21 protein-coding genes are annotated in these 24,954 nt (G+C 64.8%); 15 read left to right on the forward strand and 6 right to left on the reverse strand.

All coding sequences use genetic code 11. The features are described from left to right. Positions 1-276 precede the first annotated feature (276 nt). Positions 277-693: a MarR family winged helix-turn-helix transcriptional regulator gene (locus NH14_RS04705; protein ID WP_035521156.1), complete on the forward strand. Its 417-nt coding sequence runs from the start codon at positions 277-279 to the stop codon at positions 691-693. Positions 694-728: 35 nt separating this feature from the next. Continuing rightward, complete coding sequence (locus NH14_RS04710; protein WP_052147728.1) at positions 729-917, forward strand: hypothetical protein; 189 nt, start codon at positions 729-731, stop codon at positions 915-917. A gap of 81 nt (positions 918-998) precedes the next feature. Here the strand turns inward: NH14_RS04710 and zwf are convergent, their stop codons facing one another. After that, on the reverse strand, positions 999-2,474 hold the full coding sequence (gene zwf / locus NH14_RS04715; RefSeq protein WP_035521154.1) for a glucose-6-phosphate dehydrogenase: 1,476 nt from the start codon (positions 2,472-2,474) through the stop codon (positions 999-1,001). Positions 2,475-2,559: 85 nt separating this feature from the next. Next, the gene (locus tag NH14_RS04720) at positions 2,560-3,885 is read right to left on the reverse strand and encodes an Nramp family divalent metal transporter (protein ID WP_052147790.1); all 1,326 of its coding nucleotides are present in this window, start codon (positions 3,883-3,885) and stop codon (positions 2,560-2,562) included. A gap of 341 nt (positions 3,886-4,226) precedes the next feature. Between NH14_RS04720 and NH14_RS04725 the strand changes: the two genes are divergently transcribed. The 3 genes from NH14_RS04725 to NH14_RS04735 all read left to right on the forward strand — a co-directional run bounded on the left by NH14_RS04725 (position 4,227) and on the right by NH14_RS04735 (position 7,581). Then, a complete protein-coding gene (locus NH14_RS04725) occupies positions 4,227-5,270 on the forward strand; it encodes a YncE family protein (protein WP_084224964.1) in 1,044 nt (347 codons plus the stop codon). Positions 5,271-5,288: 18 nt separating this feature from the next. Next, positions 5,289-6,296: a sterol desaturase family protein gene (locus NH14_RS04730; RefSeq protein WP_035521150.1), complete on the forward strand. Its 1,008-nt coding sequence runs from the start codon at positions 5,289-5,291 to the stop codon at positions 6,294-6,296. Positions 6,297-6,453: 157 nt separating this feature from the next. Further along, entirely contained in the window at positions 6,454-7,581 is a 1,128-nt protein-coding gene (locus tag NH14_RS04735) for a 3-deoxy-7-phosphoheptulonate synthase (RefSeq protein WP_035521771.1), read from the forward strand. 416 nt (positions 7,582-7,997) lie between these two features. Here NH14_RS04735 and NH14_RS04740 read toward each other — a convergent pair whose 3' ends face one another. From NH14_RS04740 to NH14_RS04755, 4 genes are all read right to left on the reverse strand, one after another. Further along, positions 7,998-8,807, reverse strand: a complete 810-nt coding sequence (locus NH14_RS04740; protein ID WP_035521148.1) for a siderophore-interacting protein — start codon at positions 8,805-8,807, stop codon at positions 7,998-8,000. Positions 8,808-8,852: 45 nt separating this feature from the next. Beyond that, positions 8,853-9,593 carry a PadR family transcriptional regulator gene (locus NH14_RS04745; protein ID WP_035521146.1) on the reverse strand — a complete coding sequence of 247 codons (741 nt, stop codon included), beginning with the start codon at positions 9,591-9,593 and terminating at the stop codon, positions 8,853-8,855. Positions 9,594-9,717: 124 nt separating this feature from the next. Further along, entirely contained in the window at positions 9,718-10,803 is a 1,086-nt protein-coding gene (locus tag NH14_RS04750) for an aldose epimerase family protein (protein WP_035521144.1), read from the reverse strand. Positions 10,804-10,842: 39 nt separating this feature from the next. Continuing rightward, on the reverse strand, positions 10,843-12,081 hold the full coding sequence (locus tag NH14_RS04755) for a XylR family transcriptional regulator (protein WP_052147727.1): 1,239 nt from the start codon (positions 12,079-12,081) through the stop codon (positions 10,843-10,845). Between the two features lie 254 nt (positions 12,082-12,335). Here NH14_RS04755 and xylA point away from each other — a divergent pair, with 254 nt between their 5' ends. The 10 genes from xylA (at position 12,336) to sufU (ending at position 24,942) form a co-directional block, all read left to right on the forward strand. Next, positions 12,336-13,658, forward strand: coding sequence for a xylose isomerase (gene xylA, locus NH14_RS04760; protein WP_035521767.1), 1,323 nt, complete (start codon positions 12,336-12,338; stop codon positions 13,656-13,658). Between the two features lie 78 nt (positions 13,659-13,736). Then, positions 13,737-15,227 carry a xylulokinase gene (xylB, locus tag NH14_RS04765; protein ID WP_035521142.1) on the forward strand — a complete coding sequence of 497 codons (1,491 nt, stop codon included), beginning with the start codon at positions 13,737-13,739 and terminating at the stop codon, positions 15,225-15,227. 254 nt (positions 15,228-15,481) lie between these two features. Then, a complete protein-coding gene (gene xylF / locus NH14_RS04770) occupies positions 15,482-16,510 on the forward strand; it encodes a D-xylose ABC transporter substrate-binding protein (RefSeq protein WP_035521140.1) in 1,029 nt (342 codons plus the stop codon). A 136-nt stretch (positions 16,511-16,646) separates the two neighbouring features. Further along, entirely contained in the window at positions 16,647-18,188 is a 1,542-nt protein-coding gene (xylG, locus tag NH14_RS04775) for a D-xylose ABC transporter ATP-binding protein (protein ID WP_407947127.1), read from the forward strand. Further along, the gene (locus NH14_RS04780; protein ID WP_035521136.1) at positions 18,185-19,384 is read left to right on the forward strand and encodes a sugar ABC transporter permease; all 1,200 of its coding nucleotides are present in this window, start codon (positions 18,185-18,187) and stop codon (positions 19,382-19,384) included. Before xylG ends, NH14_RS04780 begins: the two co-directional genes overlap by 4 nt. A 250-nt stretch (positions 19,385-19,634) precedes the next feature. Next, positions 19,635-21,083 (forward strand): Fe-S cluster assembly protein SufB, encoded by a 1,449-nt coding sequence (sufB, locus tag NH14_RS04785; protein WP_035521765.1) that lies wholly within the window; start codon positions 19,635-19,637, stop codon positions 21,081-21,083. 40 nt (positions 21,084-21,123) lie between these two features. Then, positions 21,124-21,909: a Fe-S cluster assembly ATPase SufC gene (gene sufC, locus NH14_RS04790; RefSeq protein WP_035521122.1), complete on the forward strand. Its 786-nt coding sequence runs from the start codon at positions 21,124-21,126 to the stop codon at positions 21,907-21,909. Continuing rightward, entirely contained in the window at positions 21,906-23,240 is a 1,335-nt protein-coding gene (gene sufD / locus NH14_RS04795) for a Fe-S cluster assembly protein SufD (RefSeq protein ID WP_035521109.1), read from the forward strand. The genes sufC and sufD overlap by 4 nt, the downstream gene beginning before the upstream one ends. Then, positions 23,237-24,490: a cysteine desulfurase gene (locus tag NH14_RS04800; RefSeq protein WP_035521106.1), complete on the forward strand. Its 1,254-nt coding sequence runs from the start codon at positions 23,237-23,239 to the stop codon at positions 24,488-24,490. The genes sufD and NH14_RS04800 overlap by 4 nt, the downstream gene beginning before the upstream one ends. After that, on the forward strand, positions 24,487-24,942 hold the full coding sequence (gene sufU / locus NH14_RS04805) for a Fe-S cluster assembly sulfur transfer protein SufU (RefSeq protein WP_035521104.1): 456 nt from the start codon (positions 24,487-24,489) through the stop codon (positions 24,940-24,942). The genes NH14_RS04800 and sufU overlap by 4 nt, the downstream gene beginning before the upstream one ends. Positions 24,943-24,954 lie beyond the last annotated feature (12 nt).

Here is a 24,954-nt window from a genome sequence, read left to right on the forward strand (position 1 = left end):
CTCCATTGGAGTGGTGTGAGGCGGTTAAGCGATGTCGATTGGCTTCCATCATAACGGATGCGCGAAAAATTCGTCCGTTCGTTCGCTTTTTGTCGCGAGGCCGCCGGCCCTCCGGAATGGACGGCAAAAAGATTCGGATAACGGATTAATTGCGCGGCGAAGGGCGGTGTGGCCGAAGCCGGACATCGCATCGAAAGAATTCGAAAATGGCCCGAAACAGGGACCTATTGTGCCGGATTGGTTGCATGGCTAACGATAACCGTTTATCCTGTGGTCATGTTCGATCAGTGTCTTTACTTCAATACGTCGGCGCTGGCGCGGCGGCTCGAACGCGAATGGTCCGAGGCATTCGAGCCTTTTGGCCTGACGCCGCCGCAAGGTTTCATGCTGCGCGCGGTGCTCGAACGGCCCGGCTCGCTGCAGCGCGAACTCGCGGATCTGCTCTCGATTGCGCGGCCCACGGCCACGCGCGTGCTCGACGGGCTCGAGGCGCGCGGCTACGTGGCGCGTCAGCGCACCGCGGGCGACCAGCGCGAGGTGGCGATCGTGCCTACCGCGCAGGCAACCTCGGTACGCGAGGCGCTCAATCACGCGAGTGCGCAGGTTACCGGCCGCATCAAGCGCTCGCTGGGCGGCGAGGCATTCGTGGATACCGTGAGCCGGTTGCGCACGGTGCGCGCGACGCTCGGCTGACGCGCCGTCTACATCATGGGTTTGGGAGTTTCTACATGCGGCGCATGGCTGCTTTTTTTGTTTCGACGTGGCTTGCAGCCGCGATTCTGTATCTGGGCCGGCATTCGGTGCCGATGATGGCGCTAAGCGGCGTGCTGGTCTTCGCGGGGCTCGATCTGTTCCACCCCGATCGCGCGGGCGCGGGGAGTGCACAAGCGCGCGACGGCGGCGAGCGGCGCGGGTGAGGATGGCGGCGCGCCCATGCCGTTCCCACGCCGCGCGCCAGCCAGTCGCCCGTTTCAGTCGATCGTCAGTAGATCACCCGCTCAAGCCTCCTCAGCCCACGACATCCCCTCGCGCGCGAGCAGCGCCGACGAAGCCGCAGGCCCGAAAGTTCCCGCCGTATAAATGCGCGGCCGGTCGTTGAGTTCCTTCCAGCCATCGAGAATCGGCTCCACCCAGCTCCACGCGGCTTCCAGTTCGTCGCGGCGCATGAAGTGCGTGAGGCGCCCGCGAATCACGTCGACGAGCAGGCGCTCGTAGGCTTCCGCGCGGCGCTCCGGAATGGCCTGCTGCAAATCCAGATTCAGGCTCACCGGCAGCATGTTCATGCCGCTGCCCGGTTCTTTCGCGAGCATCTGCAACTGGATCGATTCCTCGGGCTGTAGCTGGATCACTAGGCGGTTGCCATAGTTGCGCGGCCCGCTCGGGAAGATCGAGAAGGGCAGGTCCGCGAATTCGATCACGATCTCCGACTGGCGCTTTTGCATGCGCTTGCCGGTGCGCAGGAAAAACGGCACGTTGGCCCAGCGCCAGTTGTTGATGTGCGCGCGCAGCGCCACGAAAGTCTCGGCCTTGCTGCCTGCGGGCACGTTGTCTTCTTCGAGGTAGCCCTTCACCGGCTGGCCGTCCACGGCGCCCGCCGCGTACTGGCCGCGCACCGTGTCGCGCGCGATATCGGCCACCGACATCGGCCGCAGCGAGCGCAGCACCTTGAGCTTTTCGTCGCGCACCGCGTCGGGGTTGAGCGAGACGGGCGGCTCCATCGCCACGAAGCACAGCAGTTGCAGCAGGTGGTTCTGCACCATGTCGCGCAGCGCGCCGGTGTGGTCGTAGAAGCCCGCGCGGCTGCCCACGCCCACCGTTTCCGCCACCGTGATCTGCACGCTGCGGATATACGGCGCCTGCCACAGCGGCCCGAAGATCGGATTGCCGAAGCGCAGCACCATCAGGTTCTGCACCGTCTCCTTGCCCAGATAGTGGTCGATCCGGTAGATCTGCGACTCCGCGAAGTGGCGGCCCACCGAGGCATTGATCTCCTTGGCCGAAGCCAGATCGTGGCCAAGCGGCTTTTCCAGCACGACGCGCGACTGCTTGTCGAGCAGATGCGCGGCCGCGAGGTTGTCGCAGATCGTCATGAACAGCTCGGGCGACGTCGAGAGATAGAACACGCGCAACGCGTGCTTGCGCGAGGCCTCGGCGAGGCGTTCGTAATCGCTGGGCGCGTTCACGTCGATGATCACGTACTGGAACAGATCGAGGTAGCGGCGCCAGGCTTGTTCGTCGAAGGCCTTGGGGTCGATGAACGGGCGCGACTGTTCTTCCATGAACGCGCGGTAGTCGTCGATGCTCCAGTTCTTGCGGCCCACGGCGATGATGCGCGTCTCGGGCGGCAGGTTGCCGTGCAGGTGCGCCATGTAAAGCGCGGGGAGCAGTTTGCGCGCGGCCAGGTCGCCTCCGCCTCCGAAGATGATCATGTCGACGGGTAGTTCGGGCACGGCGTGGGCAGGCTGATTCGTCATGGCGTGTCGCTCGGTTGTGGCGAGGTGAAAAAGGCTAATGTTGCATTGTTTCGCGCGAGTTTGCACGTTCGATGCGGACGTTGCATCACGCGAGTCCCGGCACCTTCACGCCAAAGGTCTGCGCCAGCAGCAGCGCATTGAGCGCGATCACGGCCGCCGCGCCCAGCACCGCAAGCCACGCGAGCGCCGGGCTGCTGCGCCGCTCGCCCATGATGTCGCGCCGGCTCGTGAACCAGACCAGCGCGGCCATCGGAAACGGCAGTGCGAAACTCAGCACGACCTGGCTCGCGACGAGCGCCTCGGTGGCGTTCACGCCGAGGCCCACTACCACGAAGCTCGGCGCCATCGTCACCGCGCGGCGCAGCCACAGCGGAATCTGGAAGCCCACGAAACCCTGCATGATCATCTGGCCCGCGAGCGTGCCCACCACCGAGCTCGACAGCCCCGAGGCGATCAGCGAAACGAGAAAAATGCTGGCGGCCGCCATGCCGAAGAGCGGGGCGAGCGTGCGCCAGGCGGCGCCGATTTCGGCGACGTCGGCGTGGCCCAGATGGAAGGCCGCCGCCGCCATGATGACCATCGCCATGTTGATGAGCCCGGCGAACGACAACGCGATGGCGACCTCGATGTTCGAGAAGCGCAACAGGCGCGTGCATTCGCCCGCATTGCGCGGGCGCACACGCGCCTGGGTGAGTCCGGAGTGCAGAAACAGCGCATGCGGCATGACCGTTGCGCCCACGATGCCCACGGCGATCGTTACGGCCTGCGCGTCGGGCAGGCGCGGCGCGGCCAGATGCCCGAACACGCTGCGCCAGTCGACGGGCGTGATGAACAACTCCAGCAGATAGCACAGGCCGATCACGCCCACGAGCGCGCCGATCACGAGTTCGAGCGGCCGAAAGCCCGCGCGCTCGAAGAACAGCAGCCCGTAGGTGACAAGCGCGGTGACGGCCATGCCCGCGATGAGCGGCAGATGCAGCAGGAGCGCGAGCCCGATCGCGCCGCCGAGAAATTCGGCGAGATCGGTGGCCATGGCGGCGATCTCGCTCACGATCCACATGATCCAGACGAGCGGCGCGGGCAGATGCGCGCGGCATAGTTGCGCGAGATTGCAGCCGGTGACGATGCCGAGCTTCGCGGAGAGCGCCTGGAACAGCATGGCGACGAGATTCGCGAACAGCACGACCCACAGCAGCGCATAACCGTAGCGCGCACCCGCCTGGATATTGGTCGCGAAGTTGCCGGGGTCCATGTAGGCCACCGAGACGATCACGGCCGGCCCCGCGAGCGGCAGCAGGAGCGCGGCGCCGCGCCGGCGGCCTTCGAGCGCCTCGCGCACCTTGCGCGCCGTGCGCTCGGAAAGTCCGCCCGGTGGCTGATGCAGGCTGTCATCGCGGGTGCGATGGAGCATGAACACCTCGTCGAGGTTGACGGGCCCGCCGTTCAGGGGCCAAAACAGCATCCTTGGCAGAGTCCAAAGCCGGGTCCAGACCAGGGGCCAAAGCAGCGGGCGGCCAATGAAAAGCCCTAAAAAAAGCCGCTGCGGGGCCTGCGCGCGTCATCGCAACGCCACCCCGGTGCGTTAAGGTAGTGTTCTGTGCGCCGGTTTCGCTGCCCGCTGGTTTGTGTGGATTCGTTCGGGATTTCAACTGGCTTTCGCCCGCTTTGCGGCGCGCCAGCATCTATCTCAGCACAAACCGGCGCCGCGCGTGCTTTCACCGGTTTTTTCCCGCCGGCTTACTTCCTTACGAAATGCCTCACTTCCCGATTTTCACCCCTACCAGGAACCGCGTTGCAGCGGCGGTGTTCCTTGGCTCGCTCGCCTTCAGCGCACTCGCCCATGCAGGCGGCAATGCAAACGTCGGTGCAAGCAGCAACGACAAAGTCATCGTGCTCGACTCGGGCGAAGCGAAGCTCTCGCTCATCGACCAGAATAGCCGCAGCGTGGTCGGCACCGAGCCCACCGGCAAGGAACCGCATCACCTGATGATTACGCCCGATGGCCAGTCGCTGATCGTGGCCGATTCGGTCTCGAATGACCTGATGTTTCTCGACCCGCACACCGGCAAGGTGCAGCGCCGCGTGGAGGGCATCGAAGATCCGTACCAGCTTGGCTTCTCGCCCGATCACAAATGGTTCGTGACGGCGGGCCTGCGCCTCGACCGGGTGGACATCTACGGCTACAACGGCCATGACGTCTCGCTCGTGAAGCGCATTCCGCTCGGGAAGACGCCCAGCCACATCAACTTCACCTCGGACAGCAAGCTCGCGTTCGTGACGCTGCAGGACACCGGCGAAGTGGCCGCGATCGATCTGGCCACGCAGAGCGTGCTGTGGAAGCTGCCAGTGGGCAAGACGCCCGCCGGCCTGTGGATGACGCCCGGCGACAAATACCTGCTGGTCGGCATGACGGGCGAGGACGACGTGGCCGTGGTGGACTGGCGCAATCGCACGGTCGTGAAGCGCATTCAAACGGGGCGCGGCGCGCACAACTTCCGCAATCTCGACGACGGCAAGCACGTGGCCGTGTCGAATCGCGTGGAAAGCACCATCAGCATTCTCGACTACACCACGCTCACCAAGGTCGCCGACATCACGGGCCTGCGTCCCGGCCCCGACGACATGCAGCTTTCCGCCGACAAGCGCTACCTGTGGGTCACGTTCCGCTTCGCGCGGCACGTGGGCATCATCGACCTCACGACGAACAAGCTGATCGACACGATTCCCGTGGGCCGCTCGCCGCACGGCATCTACTTCGCGAACAGCGCGCCCGTGTACGCGCCGAACCCCGATTGACGAGCGAGGCCTGCCGAGATGCTTGATACGCTGCTGGCGCAAGCCGACAACCTCGTGTCGACGCTGCAGACGCTCGTGTTCGTGGACGTGGTGCAGCCGCTCTTCTACAAGGTCGGCTTGATGGGCTACGACGAGGACACCTACGACGCGCTCTACTGGGTGATCGTGGGCCTGCTGCAGGTCTGCGCGTCGTATCTGCTGTTGCGTCCGCTCGAAGCGCTGCGCCCGGCGGAGGCGTGGGGCGACCGCAAGGCGCTGCGCGCCGACATCTGGTACACGTGGATCGCCAAGCTCGGCATCCTGAACATCGCGTTCTTCTTCATGCTCACGCCGCTGTTCAATCACTGGCAGAGCCTGATGGCGATCCACAACGTGCCGAACATCGAGGTGGACAGCCTCTGGCCCGGCGTGACCGACAAGCCGTTCGTGTCGTTCCTGATCTATCTGGTCGTGCTCGATTTCGCGGGCTACTGGTATCACCGCTGGCAGCATCGTTTCGGCGTGTGGTGGGAACTGCACGCCGTGCACCACAGCCAGCAGCAGATGTCGCTCTGGTGCGACGATCGCAATCATTTCATCGACGATATCGTGCAGGCCGCGTTTTTCGCGGGCATTTCGCTGTTCATCGGCGTGCCGCCCGCGCAGTTCGTCGTGCTTATCGCCGTGAGCAACTTCCTGCAAAGCGTGCAGCACGTGAACGCGCGGCTCGAATTCGGCTGGCTGCTCGAGCGCATGGTCGTGAGCCCGGCGTTTCATCGGCGTCATCACGCGATCGGCTATGGCCATGAAGGCACGCGCTATGGCTGCAATTTCGGCGTGCTGTTTCCGTGGTGGGACATGATGTTCCGCACCGCCTCGTGGAACAAGACGCTGGAGCCTACCGGCATCCGCGAGCAATTGCCCGCGCCGCAAGGGCGCGGTGTGAACTACGGCGAAGGGCTGATCGCCCAGCAGTGGCTCGCGCTCGTGCGCGTCGCCCGGCGGCTTGCCGGCAAGGGCTATCCGATAGGCGGGCAGACGCATTGAGGCCGCGCCGGGCCGCCCTGGCCCGGCGGTTTCATAGCAGGAATTCCGCGCAGGATTCCAGCGCAGGACGCCGGCAGTTCGCCCGGCCAGTGCGATAATCGCGGCTTGCCCTTCGCGCGGTGATCGAGCCGCGCGCCTACGTATGCTGGAGAAAATCTTGAGCCGCATCGACAATCCGCAGCACGACCAGGAAGTCGGTTTCGCCGACGCTACCGAAGACACCACCCGCATCGACGACACACGCATTGGCGCGGTGCGTCCGCTCATCTCGCCCGCGCTGCTGCTCGACGAACTGCCCGTGCCGCAGGCCACGCAGACGCTCGTGGAGACGAGCCGCGCGCAGATCGGCGAGGTGCTCGCGCAGCGCGACGACCGCGTAGTGGTGGTGGTCGGGCCGTGCTCGATTCACGATCACGACCAGGCGATCGAGTACGCGAAGCTGCTCAAGGCAGAAGCCGACCGGCTCAAGGACGACTTGCTCGTGGTCATGCGCGTGTACTTCGAAAAACCGCGCACGACCGTGGGCTGGAAGGGCTATATCAACGACCCGCGCCTCGACGGCAGCTTCCGCATCAACGAAGGGCTGCGCGCCGCGCGCCAGCTCCTGCTCGACATCAACGCGCTCGGGCTGCCCACCGGCACCGAATTCCTCGACTTGCTGAGCCCGCAGTACATCGCCGATCTCGTGGCATGGGGCGCGATTGGCGCGCGCACGACCGAAAGCCAGAGCCATCGTCAACTGGCTTCGGGGCTGTCGTGCCCGATCGGCTTCAAGAACGGCACGGACGGCGGCGTGCAGGTCGCCGCCGACGCCATCGTCGCGGCGCGCGCGAGCCACGCGTTCATGGGCATGACGAAAATGGGCATGGCCGCGATCTTCGAGACGCGCGGCAACAACGACTGCCACGTGATCCTGCGCGGCGGCAAGAGCGGGCCGAACTACGACGCGGCATCGGTGGCCGCGTGCGCGGCGGCGCTCGCGAAGGCCGGGCTGCGCGAGCAGGTCATGATCGACTGCTCGCACGCCAATTCGAGCAAGCAGCACCAGCGCCAGATCGAGGTGGCGCGCGATATCGGCGCGCAGCTGGCGGGCGGCGAATCGCGCATCGTGGGCGTGATGATCGAGAGCCATCTGGAAGAAGGGCGCCAGGACCTCGTGCCGGGCGTGCCGCTCAAGCGCGGGGTGTCGATTACCGATGCATGCATTAGCTGGGCGCAGACGCAGCCGGTGCTGGAGTCGCTCGCGCAGGCAGTGAGGGCGCGCAGGGAAAAGCGGGCGGGGTAAGGTTGCGAGGAGGGGGCTGGCTCGCTGAGGTTGGCGAGCCGTATTGAATGAGCGACGCGCGGCGGACTGGGAGGTTCGGCGCGCGTTGTTGTTTTATGGGACGCATGGCGATTGCTCGTTTTGCTTCCCCTGACATTGCCATTTCCGGGGTTTCCGTCAAGGCCGGCAGGATGCTGGCCACGCACAATATCGTCGCCATCTGGGCATGAGGTTACGCAGGCCTCTGTTTTGGTATAAAAATTTATACGGGCGAGGTATGGTGGAGAAGGAAATTCGCTGAGTTGGGTCATCCTATGACGACCTTTTGGCCTTCCCTGTGGAGGCCCGTCAACAGGCCGGGTTCCAGTTCTGAGGCTGGCGGCGCGAAAGGCTCAAGCTGTTCGGATGCATAGTCCCGGGAGCGTCCCGAAAATCACTCAATCCTCAATCGCCTCATGCGTCGCCTGCGCCCCGCGCCGCCAGTACGCCGACGCGCGAATGCGCTTCTTGTCGACTCCGCGTTCGTTGCACAGGTGCGCGCGCACGGCGCGAATTTCCGAGGCTTCGCCGGCCGCCCACACATAGCCGTCGCCAGGCGGCAGCCAGACTTCGCGCACCGCGTCGACTAGCGGTTGGCCCGATTCGGATTCCTCACGATAGCGCCAGATCGCGTAGAGATCGGCTTCGGTTGGCAGCGCGATGCGCGCCGCGCGGTTCTCCACCGCCACGACCACGGCGACGCGCGCGCTGGCGGGCAGTTCGGTCAGGCGGCGCTGAATCGCCGGCAGCGCCGTCTCGTCGCCAATCAGCAGATGCCAGTCGAAGCCCGTGGGAATCACCATCGAGCCGCGCGGGCCACCCACGCCCAGATACTGGCCGGGCTGGGCCCGTTCCGCCCATGCTGTGGCCGGGCCGGCGTCGTGCAGCGCGAATTCGAGGTCGAGTTCGCCGGCCGCGATGTCGAAGCGGCGTGGCGTGTAATCGCGCGCGGCAGGGCGCTCGACGCCTTCGGGAAACGCGATGCCGTCCGGACCTACACTCGGCAGCACAGGTTTTTCGGCGCCATTGGGCGGGAAAAACACCTTCAGATGATCGTCGAACGACGCCGACACGAAGTCGCTCAGATCGCCGGTGAGCGTCACGCGCACCAGTGCGGGCGACAGCGCGGTCACGCGCGCGACGCGCAGCAGGCGAAACTTCAACGGATGTCGCACGCGGACGACTTCAAGGGGGCTCGGGTTTTGCATCAATGACTCCGATGGGGCGATGGGGTGACGGCCGATGAGCCGGGCTCAAGCGTCGCCGCTTTCCTCGCCGTTTTCGATTTCGCGGGTGGCGCGCGCAAGAATGGCCGCGATGCGGCGCTGCTCGTCGGGCGAGACGTCCGTGCGGCGTAGCAGGGCGCGCTTGAGCGCGCGGCGCGCTTCGATCAGTTCGCGCACCCAGCCGGTGCCTTCGGCGAGATCTTCGCCCGCGAGCGCGCGGCGCATGACTTCCATCTTGCGGCCGAAATGCGTGAGCTTCGCAAGGATCAGGTCGGCGCGTTCGCGATTGGCGTTCAGGTGCGCGCGGCCTTCTTCAGATAGTTCGTAGCGCTTACGATTTCCTTCGAGCGTGACGCTGACGTAACCAAGCTCTTCGAGGAAGGTGAGCGCCGGGTAGACCATGCCGGGGCTCGGGCTGTAGAAGCCGTTCGAGCGCGCGTCGAGCGCCTTGATGAGTTCGTAGCCGTGGCTCGGGCGCTCGGCGAGCAGCACGAGCAGCATCAACTGCAAATCCTCGGATGTGAACTTGCGGCCGCGTCCAAAACCGTCGCCATTTTCACCGAAGCCGCCGAATCCCCGGCCGAAGCCCTCGCCAAAATCACCGGGGCCGCCGCCGTGGTGGCGACCCATGGCGTGGCGAAGCGCGTGCATAGGGTGGCGCATGGCGAAGCGGACGCCGAAGCGATCATCGTCCACGAAAGGGTCGAAACAGGCGCGGCCGGCGGAGCCGTGGCGCCAGAAATAGGCAAAAGCGTGATGGTGGCCCATGAAGCCTCCTTCTCCGAGTATCTTAAAACATGTCTTAAGATATATATCTTAAGAGTGTTTGTCAAAGAAGAATTTGGGTGACAGAGCGGGCCACGAAGTGTGCGAGAACGCAAGACTGGCCAATTCAGGCGCGCACGCTCACCCTGTATTGCGTGATCTGGCGATAGGTGCTGCCCGGGCGCAACACCACTTCATCGCGCTCCGGTGCGCCCATATTGATCTGGTTCGGGAGCCCACCCGCTTCCAGGCACAGGCCCGCGTGGCGGACGCACGGTGTGCCGTGGCGCCCCGGCTGGCCTTCCAGATAATTTCCCGTATAGCACTGCAGCCCGCGCTGGTCGGTCGCAACCGTGAGCTCGCGCCCGCTGCCTGGTTCGTAGACGCTCGCCACGGTGCGCACGGCCGGTGCGTGGCCTGCTTGGGCGGCATCGCGCAAAACGTAGCAGTGGTCGAAGCCGCCCGCGCGCGCAAGCTGCTCCTGCGGCCAGTCGAGCCGCGCCCCAAGCGGTGCGCCATGGCGGAAGTCGAAGGCGGTGCCGCGGACTTCCGCCACGCGGATGGGGATCAACATGGGATCGACTTCGAGATAGGCGTCGGCATCGATCGTGAGGATGTGGCCGCGAATGTCCGAGCCCGGCACGCCGCCGAGGTTGAAATAGCCGTGGCTCGTCAAGTTGAGTGGCGTGGGCGCATCGGTTACGGCTTCGTAGTCGATCGTGAGTGTGCCGTCGTCGTCGAGCGTATAGCGCACCTGCACGCTCACGTTTCCGGGAAAGCCGCCATCGCCTTCGGGCGACTCGAGCCGCAGCAGCAGGGCGCCACGCTCGTCCGCGACTTGCCACAGCGCCCGGTGAAAGCCGTTTGCGCCTCCGTGCAATAAATTGCCGTTTTCGTTGCGATCGAGTGCGTAGTCGATGCCGTCGAGCGTGAAGCGCGCGCCGGCAATGCGGTTGGCCCAGCGGCCCACCAGGCCGCCCATATAGGTGGTGGCCGCGTGGTATTCGGCCGGGGTGTCGTGGCCTAGCAGGATATCGGCGAGCTGCCCCGCGCGGTCGGGTGCATGCCAGCTAACCAGCGTGGCGCCCAGGTCGCTGATCGTCACCTTCATATCCTGCGCATTTCGCAGCGTGTAGAGTCGGCAGACATCGCCGCCGGGTAACGCGCCCCACGGTTCGGAGTTCAGTTGGCTCATTTGAAGAGGGCTGTTCATGAGGCGTGAGTCGTGAAAGTCGATCCGGCCGCAGCCGGATCAGGAGTTTGATGTGCATGCGGCGCGCGTGGCAGAAGACGCGGAGGGCGAGGGTGGCTTCACGCTGTCCTGGTATTCGCGCGGTGTGCAGTCCAGTTCGCGCCGGAACACCGCATACATGTACTGGAGCGACGTGAATCCGCAACGTATGGCCACTTCCGCGTTCGACGCGTTGTGGCTCGCGAGCATTGCCTTCGCGGCATCGAGCTTGTGCCGCAGGATTTCCTGGTGGACCGTGCAGTGCAACTCGCGGCGGAAATATTCTTCCAGCGACGAACGCGAAACGCCTACGTAGTCGGCCACCTGCTCGGTCTTGATACCCTGGCACGCGTACTGGCGGATGAAGTGACGTGCACGCATGACGTGAGGGCTCGACAGGGGTTCATGTTTCGTCGACTCCAGCACATTGATGCCGACGGGCGGCACCAGAATGCGCCGTCCCGGAAAACGTGCACCGCCTAGCATCTGATGCAGCAGGTGCGCCGCCGTTTTGCCCATTTCCGCCGTGCCCTGAATCACCGAGGAAAGCGGGATGCGTGCGAGCGTGCGTGTGAGCGGGTCGTTATCGATGCCGATGATCGCCACCTGCTCCGGCACGGCAATGCCGTGCATCAGACAGGCTTGCAGCAGATGCCGCGCCCGGGCATCGGTCACCGCGATCACGCCAACGGGCTTGGGCAGCGCATGAAGCCACGCGCTCAACTGCTCGATTGCCTGGTTCCAGGACGGTGCACTCGTGGCGAGGCCGCGATAGATCGGCGCGTCCATATCTTCTGTGTGCGCGAGCGCCTGGAAGGCACGCTCGCGCTCCTGCGCCCAGCGGTTCTCCAGTGCGACGGGCAGGCTGTACATGGCGAGATGCGGCAGCCCCGCGCCGATCAGGTGCGTCCAGGCGAGCGAGACGAGCTTTTTGTTGTCGGTGGCGATGTAGGGCAGCGCGGTGGGGTACTGGGCGGAGTCTTCGTACGACGAGCCGACCGCCACCACGGGAAGCGGTGAACCCTGCAGCGCTTCGGCGACGGCGGGGTCGTCGAAATCGGCGATGATGCCATCGCCTTCGAAGCGCTCGATGCCCGCGAGCCGGCAGCGGAAATCCTCTTCGAGAAAGAGGTCCCAGGCGACGCGCGTCGAGCGCAGATAGTGGCCAATGCCCGCGATGATCTCGCGGTCGTAAACCTTGTTCGCATTGAAGAGCAGTGCGATGCGGTGCGACGTCTGGGAAGCGGTGGCGCGGGTCATGGCATGTCGTAGGGGCCTTTTAAGCGTCTGGCTATTCTAGGCCGAGTGTGGGCCGCATGCGCGCGCCGGCGGAGGATGCTGGCAGGAAACGTTATCTGCGTCGCGCAATTTCGTAATTGCCGCCCTTCCCACCCCACGGGCAGTATGAGGTCACTTCGACGGGCGCTCGCCGCTGCGCCGCAACATAACCGCCCTGCATGGGAGCCGAGCGCAAAGCGCTGAAGCGCTCGCTGTGCATCGACCAAGGAGACGACATGTCGTATTTCGAAGCTATTCCTCCGATCCGCTATGAGGGTCCGCAATCGGACAATCCGCTTGCTTACCGTCACTACGATCGCACGAAGAAGGTGCTCGGCAAGACGCTGGAGGAGCACCTGCGCATTGCCGTGTGCTACTGGCATACGCTGGTGTGGCCAGGCGTCGACATCTTCGGCCAGGGCACCTTTCACCGTCCGTGGCAGCAGCCTGGCGACGCGATGGAGCGGGCGCGCCAGAAGGCCGACGCGGCGTTCGAGTTCTTCACGAAACTCAATGTGCCGTTCTACACATTCCACGACACCGACGTCGCGCCCGAGGGCCGTGACCTGAAGGACTACAAGGAGAACTTCGCGCGGATGGTGGATTACCTCGGCGAAAAGCAGCAGGCGAGCGGTATGAAGCTGTTGTGGGGTACGGCCAATCTGTTCTCGCATCCGCGTTACGCGGGCGGCGCGGCCACTAGTCCGAATCCCGAGGTCTTTGCTTATGCGGCGACTCAGGTATGTCATGCGCTGGATGCCACGCAAAAGCTCGGCGGCGAAAACTACGTGCTCTGGGGCGGCCGCGAAGGCTACGACACGCTGTTGAACACCGATCTCGTGCGCGAACGCGAGCAGTTCGCGCGTTTTCTCGCGATGGTGGTCGAGCACAAGGAGCGCATCGGCTTCAAGGGCGCGCTGCTGATCGAGCCGAAGCCGCAGGAGCCCACCAAGCACCAGTACGATTACGACGTCGCGACGGTTCATGGATTCCTGACGCAATACGGACTGCAGAACGAAATTCGCGTCAACATCGAGGCGAATCACGCTACGCTCGCGGGGCATTCGTTCCATCACGAGATCGCGATGGCGCACGCGCTGGGCGTGTTCGGCAGCGTGGACGCCAACCGCGGAGATCCCCAGAACGGCTGGGACACCGATCAGTTTCCGAATAGCGTGGAGGAGCTCACGCTGGCGTTCTACGAGATCTTGCGGCACGGCGGCTTCACCACCGGCGGCATGAATTTCGACGCGAAGGTGCGGCGTCAAAGCGTGGACCCCGAAGACCTGTTCTACGGCCACGTTGGTGCGATCGACGTGCTCGCCCTCGCGCTCGAGCGTGCCGCGGTACTGGTGGAGAACGATAGGCTCCAGCAGTTCAAACAGCAGCGCTATGCGGGCTGGGACACCGAGTTCGGCCGCAAGATTCTTGCCGGCGGTTATGCGCTTTCGTCGCTGGCCGCGGATGCCGCCGCTCGTGGCCTCAATCCCCAGCATGCGAGCGGCCAGCAGGAGCGCCTCGAAAACGTCGTCAACCAGGCGATTTACGGCCAACGCTGAGCGCGCAGCAAGACGAGGCCGATGCTACGGGCGCGTAGAAGCGCGTAAGCACCGGCCTGCACAAGAAAGGATGGAGACATGTTTATCGGTATCGACCTCGGCACGTCGGGTGTCAAGGCGGTGTTGCTCGAGCGCGCCGGCGATGTGATCGCCAGCGCGAGCGCGCCGCTTGCCGTCAGCCGGCCACAGCCGCGCTGGTCCGAGCAGGCGCCGGAGGAGTGGTGGCGCGCGACGCGCATCGCGCTGCGCGAGTTGCTCGACGAGGTACGCCGCAATGGCATCGACCCCGCGGGCATCGAGGCGCTCGGCCTTACCGGTCAGATGCACGGCGCGACGCTGCTCAACGCGAAGGGTGAGGTGCTGCGCCCCGCGATACTCTGGAACGACGGTCGTTCGGATACCGAATGTATCGAGCTGGAGAGGGCCGTGCCCGAACTCCACGACGTGGCGGGCAATCTCGCCATGCCGGGCTTCACGGCACCCAAGCTGCTATGGGTGCGCAAGCACGAGCCCGAAATTTTCGCGCGCATTGCGCACGTGCTGCTGCCGAAGGATTATCTGCGCTGGCTCTTGACGGGCGTGCTCGCGACCGACCCCTCCGATGCCGCGGGAACGCTCTGGCTCGACGTTGCGAAGCGCGACTATAGCGAGGCGCTGCTTTCGGCCTGCGGTCTCACGCGCGCACACATGCCCGAGGTTTTCGAGGGCAATGAAGTCACTGGCACGTTGCGTGCGGAACTCGCACGCGAGTTCGGACTGCGTGAAATTCCCGTGGTGGCGGGCGGCGGCGATAACGCGGCGGGCGCGGTGGGTGTGGGTATCGTGCGGCCCGGCGACGCAATGCTCTCGCTGGGCACTTCGGGCGTTTATTTCGCGGTCTCGGATGGTTTTCTCGCGAATCCGGATTCTGCGGTCCATAGTTTTTGCCACGCGTTGCCACGCACATGGCATCTCATGTCGGTGATGCTCAATGCAGCCAGTTGCCTCGATTTCACCGCGCGCCTGACGGGGCACGACACGGTTGCCGCACTGCTTGCCGAGGCCGAAGCCCATTCGAACGCCGGGGTCGACCCGCACAGACCGTGGTTTTTGCCGTACCTGAGCGGCGAGCGGACGCCGCACAACAACGTCAACGCGAAGGGTGTGTTCCATGGCATGACGCCGCAGACCACGCGCGCGGATCTCGCCAACGCGACGCTCGAAGGCGTGGGTTTCGCCCTGCTCGACGGCATGGAAGCGCTGCACGCAACGGGCCTCGTGCCCGAAACGATCACGGTGATCGGCGGGGGTTCGCGTAGCGTGTGGTGGACGCAGATGCTCGCCGACATCTGCGGGCGGGCGCTCACGCTGCGAGCGGGCGGGGAAGTCGGTCCGGCGCTCGGGGCCGCGCGCCTTGCGCACCTCGCGCTAGAACCCGGAGCGCCGCTCGATGTGGTTTGTCCGCAGCCGCCGGTGCTGGCCGTGAGGGAGCCCGACGCCGCGCGCCACGCATGGTATCGCGAGGCGCGCCGACCGACCTTTCACGCGCTCTATCGCGCACTCGAACCCGTATTCGCATCCGGCGCCTGAAAGGATGACGCTGGCGCAGGACTACCGCGCGGCGCATTCCGTGCGTGCGGCGCATCGCTGGACCCGCTGTTGCATGTTGTTTGCCTGGTATTGCCTGGTATCGCCTGGTATTGCCCTGTCGTTTCCGCACGCGAGGCTCAGTACGAGCCTGGCCGAAAGTCCGCGCGTGCGCCCATAGGTTGGTTATTCGATCACGCAACGATGTGCCGCCGGGCCATGCGCCGTCGGCGCACGACATTACGAGGAGTGGAGACATGAAGTTCGCCAAACGCCGTTCGGTTCTAGGGTCGCTGATCTGCGGCGCAGTGCTCGCAAGCCTGACGCTTGCGGCGCCCCTTGCCCATGCAAGCAAGGATCATCCGGAAATCGGCTTCTGCATCGACGACCTGCGCGTGGAGCGCTGGTCGCGCGATCGCGACTACTTTGTTGCCGCCGCCGAAAAACTCGGCGCGAAGGTCTCGGTGCAGTCGGCCGACGCGAGCGAAGAGCGCCAGATCTCGCAGATCGAAAACCTGATTTCGCGCGGCGTGGACGTGATCGTGATCGTACCGTTCAATTCGAAGACGCTCGGCAACGTGGTCGCGGAAGCGAAGAAGGCTGGCATCAAGGTCGTATCGTACGACCGGCTGATTCTCGATGCCGACGTCGATGCCTATATTTCCTTCGATAACCAGAAGGTGGGGGAGCTGCAGGCGCAGGGCGTGTACAACGTGCAGCCCAAGGGCAATTATTTCCTGATGGGCGGCGCGCCAACCGACAACAACGCAAAAATGCTGCGTGAAGGACAACTGAAGGTTCTCAAGCCGGCGATCGATCGCGGCGACATCAAGGTGGTCGGCCAGCAATGGGTGCCGGAGTGGAGTGCCTCGACGGCACTGCGCATCATGGAAGACGCGCTCACGGCGAACAACAACAAGATCGATGCAGTGGTCGCGTCGAACGACGGCACTGCGGGCGGCGCGATCCAGGCGCTGGCGGCGCAGCATCTCGCGGGCAAGGTGCCGGTCTCGGGCCAGGACGCGGACCTCGCCGCAGTCAAGCGCGTGATGGCGGGCACGCAGACCATGACGGTCTACAAGCCCCTGAAGCTCATCGCGGGCGAGGCGGCGAAGCTTGCCGTCAATCTCGCGAAGGGCCAGAAGCCCGCGTACAACGCGCAATACGACAACGGCAAGAAGAAGGTCGACACGGTGCTGCTGCAGCCCACGCTGCTCACGAAGAGCAACGTTGACGTGGTCGTGAAGGACGGCTTCTATACGCAGGCACAACTGGCCAGCCAGTGAGCCGGCAGGCTGGGCGGCCCGCGTGGCGGGCCGCCACGAGCGGCTGCCCAAAGTGCGCGGCCCATGACGGCGAGATACGCGCCTGGAGCGGAAAAGCAATGCTGAATGGAAAGGTTGAAAGCGTATGACTGAGCCTTTGCTGACGATGCGCGGCATCGTCAAGTCCTTTGCCGGCGTGAAGGCGCTCGACGGCATCGACCTCACCGTGCGCCCCGGCGAGTGCGTGGGGCTGTGCGGCGAGAACGGCGCGGGCAAATCCACGCTGATGAAGGTGCTCTCAGGCGTCCATCCATACGGCACGTGGGATGGCGAGATCCGCTGGGAAGGCCGGCCGCTCAAGGCGGCTGGCGTGCGCGACACGGAGGACGCGGGCATCGTCATCATTCATCAGGAGCTGATGCTGGTGCCCGAGCTTTCGGTGGCGGAGAACATTTTTCTTGGCAACGAGATCACGCTGCCTGGCGGCCGCATGAACTATGCGGCGATGTACAGGCGTGCCGACGAGTTGCTGCGCGAGCTCAACATCGATGCCATCAACGTGGCGCAGCCGGTGATGAACTACGGTGGCGGGCATCAGCAGCTCATCGAGATCGCGAAGGCGCTCAACAAGCGCGCGAAGCTGTTGATCCTCGATGAGCCGTCCTCGTCGCTCACGGCAGCCGAGACGAAGATTCTGCTCGACATCGTGCGCGATCTGAAGCGGCGAGGCGTGGCTTGCGTCTACATCTCGCACAAACTCGACGAAGTGGAGGCGGTGTGCGACACCGTCACGGTGATCCGCGACGGCAAGCATGTGGCGACGGAGCAGATGGCCTCGCTCACGACCGATCGCGTCATCGCGATGATGGTGGGCCGCGAGATCAAGAACCTGTTTCCGCGCGAGCCACACGAGATCGGCGAGGTCGTTCTCGAAGCGCGCAACGTAACCTGCCACGACACGACGAATCCGCGCCGCAAACGCGTGGACGACGTTTCGTTCGCGGTGCGGCGCGGCGAGATACTCGGTGTTGCGGGGCTTGTGGGTGCGGGCCGCACGGAAATCATGCAGGCGATCTTCGGCGCGTATCCCGGTGCCAGCACGGCAACGGTCCTGCTCGAAGGCAAACCGCTCAAGATCCGCTCCCCGCTCGATGCGATCCGCGCCGGCATTGCCATGGTGCCCGAGGACCGCAAGCGCCACGGCATCGTGCCGCAACTGGGCGTGGGGCACAACATCACGCTCGCGGTATTGGAGCGTTTCACCCGGCATGGGCGCATCGACGCCGCAGCGGAACTCGATACCATCCGCAACGAGATGGAGCGCCTTTCAGTGCGCGCGGCGAATCCCATGCTTTCGATCGCAAGCCTCTCGGGCGGCAACCAGCAGAAGGCAGTCCTCACGAAGATGCTGCTCACCAACCCGAAGGTGCTGATTCTCGACGAGCCGACACGCGGCGTGGACGTCGGCGCCAAATACGAAATCTACAAGCTCGTGTTCCAGCTCGCGAAGCGTGGCGTGGCGATCGTGATGGTGTCGTCCGAGTTGCCGGAGGTGCTCGGCATTAGCGACCGCGTGCTCGTGATCGGCGAGGGCGAGGTCCGCGGCGACTTCGTCAACGACGGCCTGACCCAGGAACACATTCTCGGCGCGGCGATCCAGAGCGTGCGCGCCCAATCCACCGAAGCGAGTGCGGCATGACCCCCGACGTCACGACTCAAAGTGCGCGCGAAGACCAGTTGCCCGGCGGCAGCGGCATCGCGCTGCGTTTCCAGCAACTTTTCTCGCGCTACAAGATTCTTGCATTGCTGCTCGCCGTGGCCGCGATATGGGTGTTTTTCTCGATGCTCACGCACGGTGCGTTCGTCACGCCGCGCAACGTTTCGAACCTGCTGCGCCAGATGTCGATTACCGGCATGCTTGCGTGCGGCATGGTATTCGTGATCATTGCCGGCGAGATCGACCTTTCGGTGGGCTCGCTGCTTGGCCTGCTGGGCGGCGTGGCGGCCATACTCGACGTGAACCGCCATTGGCCCATCGGCGTGACCGTGCCGGTCGTGCTAGTGCTGGGCGTGCTGGTGGGGCTCTTCAACGGCTGGTGGTCCACCTACCGGCGCGTGCCTTCGTTCATCGTCGGGCTGGGCGGCATGCTTGCGTTTCGGGGCGTGCTGCTCGGCATCACGGGTGGCTCGACAATCGCGCCCGTGTCCGATTCATTCGTATTCATCGGACAAGGCTATCTGCCGCGACTTGCCGGCGATGTGCTCGCGCTCGCGCTGTTCGCGCTGCTGGCGGTGCTTACCGTGCGCCAGCGCGCGAACCGGCGCCGCTATGACTTGAGCGTGGTGCCGCTGTGGCAGGACGGCATGAAGATCGTCGGCGCCGGTGCGATCGTGCTCGCGTTCGTCGTGATGCTCGACAGCTACGGCGGAATTCCCGTGCCGGTGCTGCTGCTGCTCGCGCTGCTCGGCGTTTTCACGTGGGTCGCCACGCAAACCGTGTTTGGCCGCCGCGTCTACGCGGTGGGCTCGAATCTCGAAGCCACGCGCCTTTCGGGCGTCAACACCAACCGCGTGAAGCTGGCCATCTTCGCGCTCATGGGCCTCATGTGCGCCGTGGCGGGCATCGTGAACACGGCGCGGCTGGCGGCGGGGTCGCCGTCGGCGGGCACCATGGGCGAGCTCGATGCGATTGCCGCCTGCTTCATCGGCGGCACGTCGATGCGAGGCGGTTCGGGCACGGTATATGGCGCGCTGATTGGCGCGCTCGTGATGGCGAGCCTCGACAACGGCATGTCGATGCTCGACGTCGACGCCTATTGGCAGATGATCGTGAAGGGCGGCATTCTCGTGCTCGCCGTGTGGGTGGACGTGGTGTCGGGGTCGAACCGCCGCTGAGACACCCCCTGCGTCCCTGGTTGATGCGATGCGGCATGGTTTCGATGTGACCCGCGATGTGACCCGCGATGCGATGTGACCCGTTTTGCAGCCGGCTTCATCAGCGTGGAGACCCTGAGTCCGCCAGGGTCTTGAACGCGGCTCTACAATGGTCTCTAAGGGTGAACAGGAGACCGTAATAATCGCGGTGCCGCCAGTCGTCATGGCGGCGCGGCTTCGCGAGCGGTTTCCGCGCAATGCGGAGGTCCAGATGAGTCAAAGCGCGACCGGAATGGAGGAATGGGTTCGGCGCAAATACCAGCATGGATTCGTCTCCGACGTGCAGTCCGACACCTTTCCGCGCGGGCTCTCCGAAGACGTGATCCGGTTGATTTCGGCGCGCAAGCACGAACCGGAATTCATGCTCGAATGGCGGCTGGCCGCATACCGGCACTGGCTCACGATGAGCGAGCCGCATTGGGCCACGGTCGAGCATCCGCCTATCGACTGGCAGTCCATCGCGTACTATTCGGCGCCGCACGCGCAAGGCGAGCGGCCGAAGAGTCTCGACGAAGTCGATCCGGAACTGCTGCGCACCTATGAAAAACTCGGCGTGCCGCTGCGCGAACGCGAGGTGCTGGCCGGCGTGGCCGTGGATGCGGTATTCGACAGCGTTTCGGTAGCCACGACGTTTCGCAAGCAGCTTGGCGAACTCGGCATCGTGTTCTGCTCGTTCTCGGAGGCGGTGCAGGAGCATCCTGAACTGGTGCGGCAGTATCTCGGCTCGGTGGTGCCGTACACCGACAATTTCTTCGCCACGCTGAATTCCGCAGTTTTCAGCGACGGCTCGTTCTGCTATATCCCGCCGGGCGTGCGCTGCCCCGTGGAGCTGTCCACGTATTTCCGCATCAACGCGCGCAACACGGGGCAATTCGAACGCACGCTGATCGTGGCCGACAAGGGCTCGTACGTGAGCTATCTGGAAGGCTGCACCGCGCCGATGCGCGACGAAAACCAGTTGCACGCGGCCGTGGTGGAACTGGTGGCGCTCGAAGGCGCGCAAATCCGCTATTCGACAGTGCAGAACTGGTATCCGGGCGACGAACAGGGGCGCGGCGGCATCTATAACTTCGTGACAAAGCGCGGCGATTGCCGCGAAGCTCGCGCAAAAATTTCGTGGACGCAGGTGGAAACCGGCTCCGCTATCACGTGGAAGTATCCGAGCGTGATCCTGCGCGGCGACGATTCGATTGGCGAGTTCTATTCGGTGGCGCTCACCAATCATTACCAGCAGGCCGATACCGGCACGAAGATGATTCACCTCGGGCGCAATACGCACAGCACGATTCTTTCGAAAGGCATTTCCGCCGGGCGTGGCAGGAACGCGTATCGCGGGCTCGTGAAAATGGGCCGCTCGGCGCAGAACGCGCGCAACTATAGCCAGTGCGATTCACTGCTGCTCGGCGACCGGTGCAGCGCTTTTACGTTTCCGTATATCGAGGTAAAGAATGCGAGCGCGAAGGTCGAGCATGAGGCGTCGACGTCGCGCATCGGCGAAGACCAGTTGTTCTATTGCATGCAGCGCGGGCTTTCGGAAGAAGACGCGGTGTCGATGATCGTCAACGGTTTTTGCAAGGATGTATTCAAGGAATTGCCCATGGAGTTCGCCGTGGAGGCACAGAAGCTGCTGGGCGTGAGTCTCGAAGGGAGCGTGGGCTAGGGCCTGTTATTAGTGTGAACAGGTCCTGGAGGGAAGCAGGATGCTCGATATCCGCAATTTGAGTGTCGAAGTGGACGGCAAGCCGATTTTGCGCGGCGTCGACCTGCGCGTGAATGCCGGCGAGGTTCACGCGATCATGGGCCCGAACGGTTCGGGCAAGAGCACGCTCGCGCATGTGTTGACCGGGCGCGCACCGTCGGTGGTGACAGGCGGCAGCGTGCGCTATGACGGCGAGGACCTGCTGGCGCTCGCGCCCGACGAACGTGCGCGCCGAGGCATCTTTCTCGCTTTCCAGTATCCGGTGGAGATTCCCGGTGTCAGCAACGCGTATCTGCTGAAGGCCGCGCTCAATGCGCAGCGCAAGGCGCGCGGCGAGCCGGAACTGGACGCCATGGAATTTCTCGCGCTCATCAAACAGAAGCTCGCGGACATGCAGATGGACGAAAGCCTGCTCTCGCGCGGCGTCAACGAGGGATTTTCGGGCGGCGAAAAAAAGCGCAACGAGGTGCTTCAGATGTCCGTGCTCGCGCCACGCCTGGCGATTCTCGACGAAACCGATTCGGGCCTCGACATCGACGCGCTGCAGGTGGTCGCGCGCGGCATCAACCAGATGCGCGACGCGAACCGGGCCATCGTGCTGGTAACGCATTATCAGCGCCTGCTCGATTACGTGGTGCCGGATCATGTTCACGTGCTGTCCGAGGGGCGCATCGTGCGCTCGGGCCCGCATGAGCTGGCGCTCGAACTCGAGCGCAAGGGCTACGGCTGGCTCAGTCGCGAAGTCAGTGGCGAAGTCAGTGGCGAACCGCGCGAGGAGCAGCCATGAGCGAAGCGCTGCGCGACTATTACCGCGACGCTTTCCGCGCGACCGTGAAGACGCTGCCGGGCGTCGAGCTGCCGTGGCTGCGCAGCGCCCGGCGCCGCGCGTTCGAGCGCTTCGAGACACTGGGCTTTCCTGGCACGCAGCTCGAAGCGTGGAAGTACACGAACGTAACGCCCATCGCGCAACCGTGCTGGCATTTCGCGCCCGCGCACCCCGCGCCCGCGGACCTGGGCGGCATCGCCGGGCTGGTGAGCGATCTCATGCCGGATGAAGCCGCGAACCGCCTCGTGTTCGTGAACGGCCGCTGCGTGCCGAGTTTGTCGCGGCTTGCCGATTTGCCCGAGGGTGCCTACGTGGGCAGCCTGCGCCAGGCGATGCGCGACATGCCGGAGCGGCTCCATGCCGTGATGGCGCGGCGCGAGTTGCGCGACGGCTTTGCGGCGCTCAACGGGGCGTTCCTCAGCGATGGCTACGTGGTCGCGCTTCCGGAAGGTGGAGCGATGGATGCACCGCTCCACGTGCTGTTTTTCGTCGACGAAGCGGGCCTCGCGATGCATCCGTTCAATCTCGTGCTGGCGGAGCGGGGCGCGCGCTGCGCGATCGTCGAGCAGTTCGCCGGGATCGCCGACGAACCGTATTTTGTCAACGTCGCCACCGAGATCGTCGCGGACAGCGAAGCCGAGGTACAGCACTGCCGCATCCAGCAGGAGGCGCGCAGCGCGTTCCATATCGCTGACGTGGACGTCGCGCAGCGGCAGGCGAGCCGCTTCACCTCGCATTCGTTCGCGTTCGGCGGCGCGCTCTCGCGCACGCAGATCGCGACGCGGCTCGACGCGGCCGACGCCCGCGCCGATCTGAACGGTCTGTATCTGGTGGGCGCGAGGCAGCATGTGGACCACCACACGCGCATCGATCACGAGCAGCCGCGCGGCACGAGCCGCGAGTACTACCGCGGCGTGCTGGACGGCGCCTCGCATGGAGTGTTCGACGCGCGCGTGATCGTGCACCCGGACGCACAGCAGACTGACGCGCACCAGGGCAACGACAATCTGCTGCTGTCGCGCGATGCGCAGATCGACACCAAGCCGCAACTGGAGATTCACGCCGACGATGTGAAATGCACGCACGGCGCAACCGTCGGCCAGCTCGACGAGACACCGCTGTTCTACCTTCGCTCGCGCGGCATCGAAGAGCGCGTGGCGCGCGCGCTGCTGGTGTGGGCGTTCGCGCGCGCCTGCGTGGACCGCGTGGAAAGCGCCGCGCTGCGCAAGCGGCTCACACAACTGATGCTCGCGCGTGTGCCTGGCGGCGAGCATCTGCGGGGGCTCGCATGAAACCGGTCGAACCAGTAAGGATTCCAGACGAAGAAACGGTGGCGCGCTGGCGGCGCGATTTTCCGATTCTGCGCGAACGCGTGCACGGCCTGCCGATCGTATATCTCGACAACGGCGCGACCACGCAAAAGCCCGAGTCTGTGATCGCGGCGGAGCGTGCGTATTACGAGCAGACGAACGCGAACGTGCATCGCGGCGTGCACCTGCTTTCGCAGCGCGCCACCGATGCCTACGAAGGCGCACGCCTGCGCATCGCGCGGTTCATCCATGCGGCGCGCGCCGAAGAGATCGTGTACGTGCGCGGCACAACCGAGGCGATCAATCTCGTGGCGCAGAGCTATGTCCGGCCCCGCGTGAAGCCCGGCGACGAGATTCTCATCAGCGCGATGGAGCATCACTCGAATATTGTGCCGTGGCAGATGGTCTGTGCGCAGTCTGGCGCTACGCTCAAGGTCGTGCCCATCGACGACACCGGCACGCTCGATATCGACGCGTGGGAGCGGATGCTGAACCCGCGCACGCGCATGGCCGCGATCACGCACGCATCGAACGCGCTCGGCACCATCAATCCCATCGCGCGGCTGATCGAACTCGCACACGCGCGCGGCGTGCCGGTGCTGATCGACGGCGCGCAGGCGATCGCGCATTTGCCGGTCGACGTCGCCGCGCTCGATTGCGATTTTTATGCGTTTTCCGGGCATAAGGTCTACGGGCCGACCGGCATCGGCGCGCTCTACGCAAAGGCCGGCCTGCTCGAAGCGATGCCGCCGTGGCAGGGCGGCGGCGACATGATCCGCAGCGTGACTTTTGAAAAGACCGAATACAACACGATTCCGTGGCGCTTCGAGGCCGGCACGCCGAATATCGCGGGCGCGGTTGCGCTGGCGGCGGCGCTTGATTACGTGAGTGCGATCGGCGTGGAAGTCGCGGGTGCGCATGAGGCCGAGCTGCTCGCTTACGCGAGCGACGCGTTGCGTGAGGTGCCGAATCTGCGAATGATTGGAACCGCGAAGGAGAAAGTGGGCATCGTGTCGTTCGTGATGGCGCACGCGCACGCCCACGATATCGGCACGATTCTGGACCAGGGCGGCGTGGCGGTGCGCACCGGCCATCATTGCGCGATGCCGGTGATGGCGCGCTATGGCGTGCCAGCGACGGTGCGCGCATCGTTCGCGCTCTACAACACGCGCGCCGACGTGGATGCGCTCGTCGCGGGCCTTGCGCGCGTGCAGGAGATGTTTCCGCTATGAGCGACCTTCGTGAGTTGTACCAGGAAACGATTTTCGACCACTACCGGCGGCCGCGGAATTGCCATGCGCTGGCGGGTGCGAATCGCCGGGCCGAAGGATACAACCCGCTGTGCGGCGACCGCATCACGCTGTATCTGCGCGTCGAGGACGGCATCGTCAAGGATGTCGGCTTCGAGGGGGCGGGCTGCGCGATCGCGACCGCTTCTGCCTCGCTGATGACCGAGGCGCTCAAGGGCCGCACGGAGGCCGAGGTCGACGCGCTGTTCGAGCGCTTTCACGCCATGGCGACAGCGCCCGCCGACCGGCCGCTCGATGACGAAACCGGGCTCGGCAAGCTCGCGGTGCTCGCTGGCGTGCGCGAGTTTCCGGCGCGCATCAAGTGCGCGACGCTCGCGTGGCACACATTGCGCGCCGCCTTGCGCGACGAAGGCGACACGGTATCCACGGAATGACGCGAGGCGAAC

Source organism: Paraburkholderia sacchari (genome assembly GCF_000785435.2).
Lineage (GTDB): Bacteria > Pseudomonadota > Gammaproteobacteria > Burkholderiales > Burkholderiaceae > Paraburkholderia > Paraburkholderia sacchari.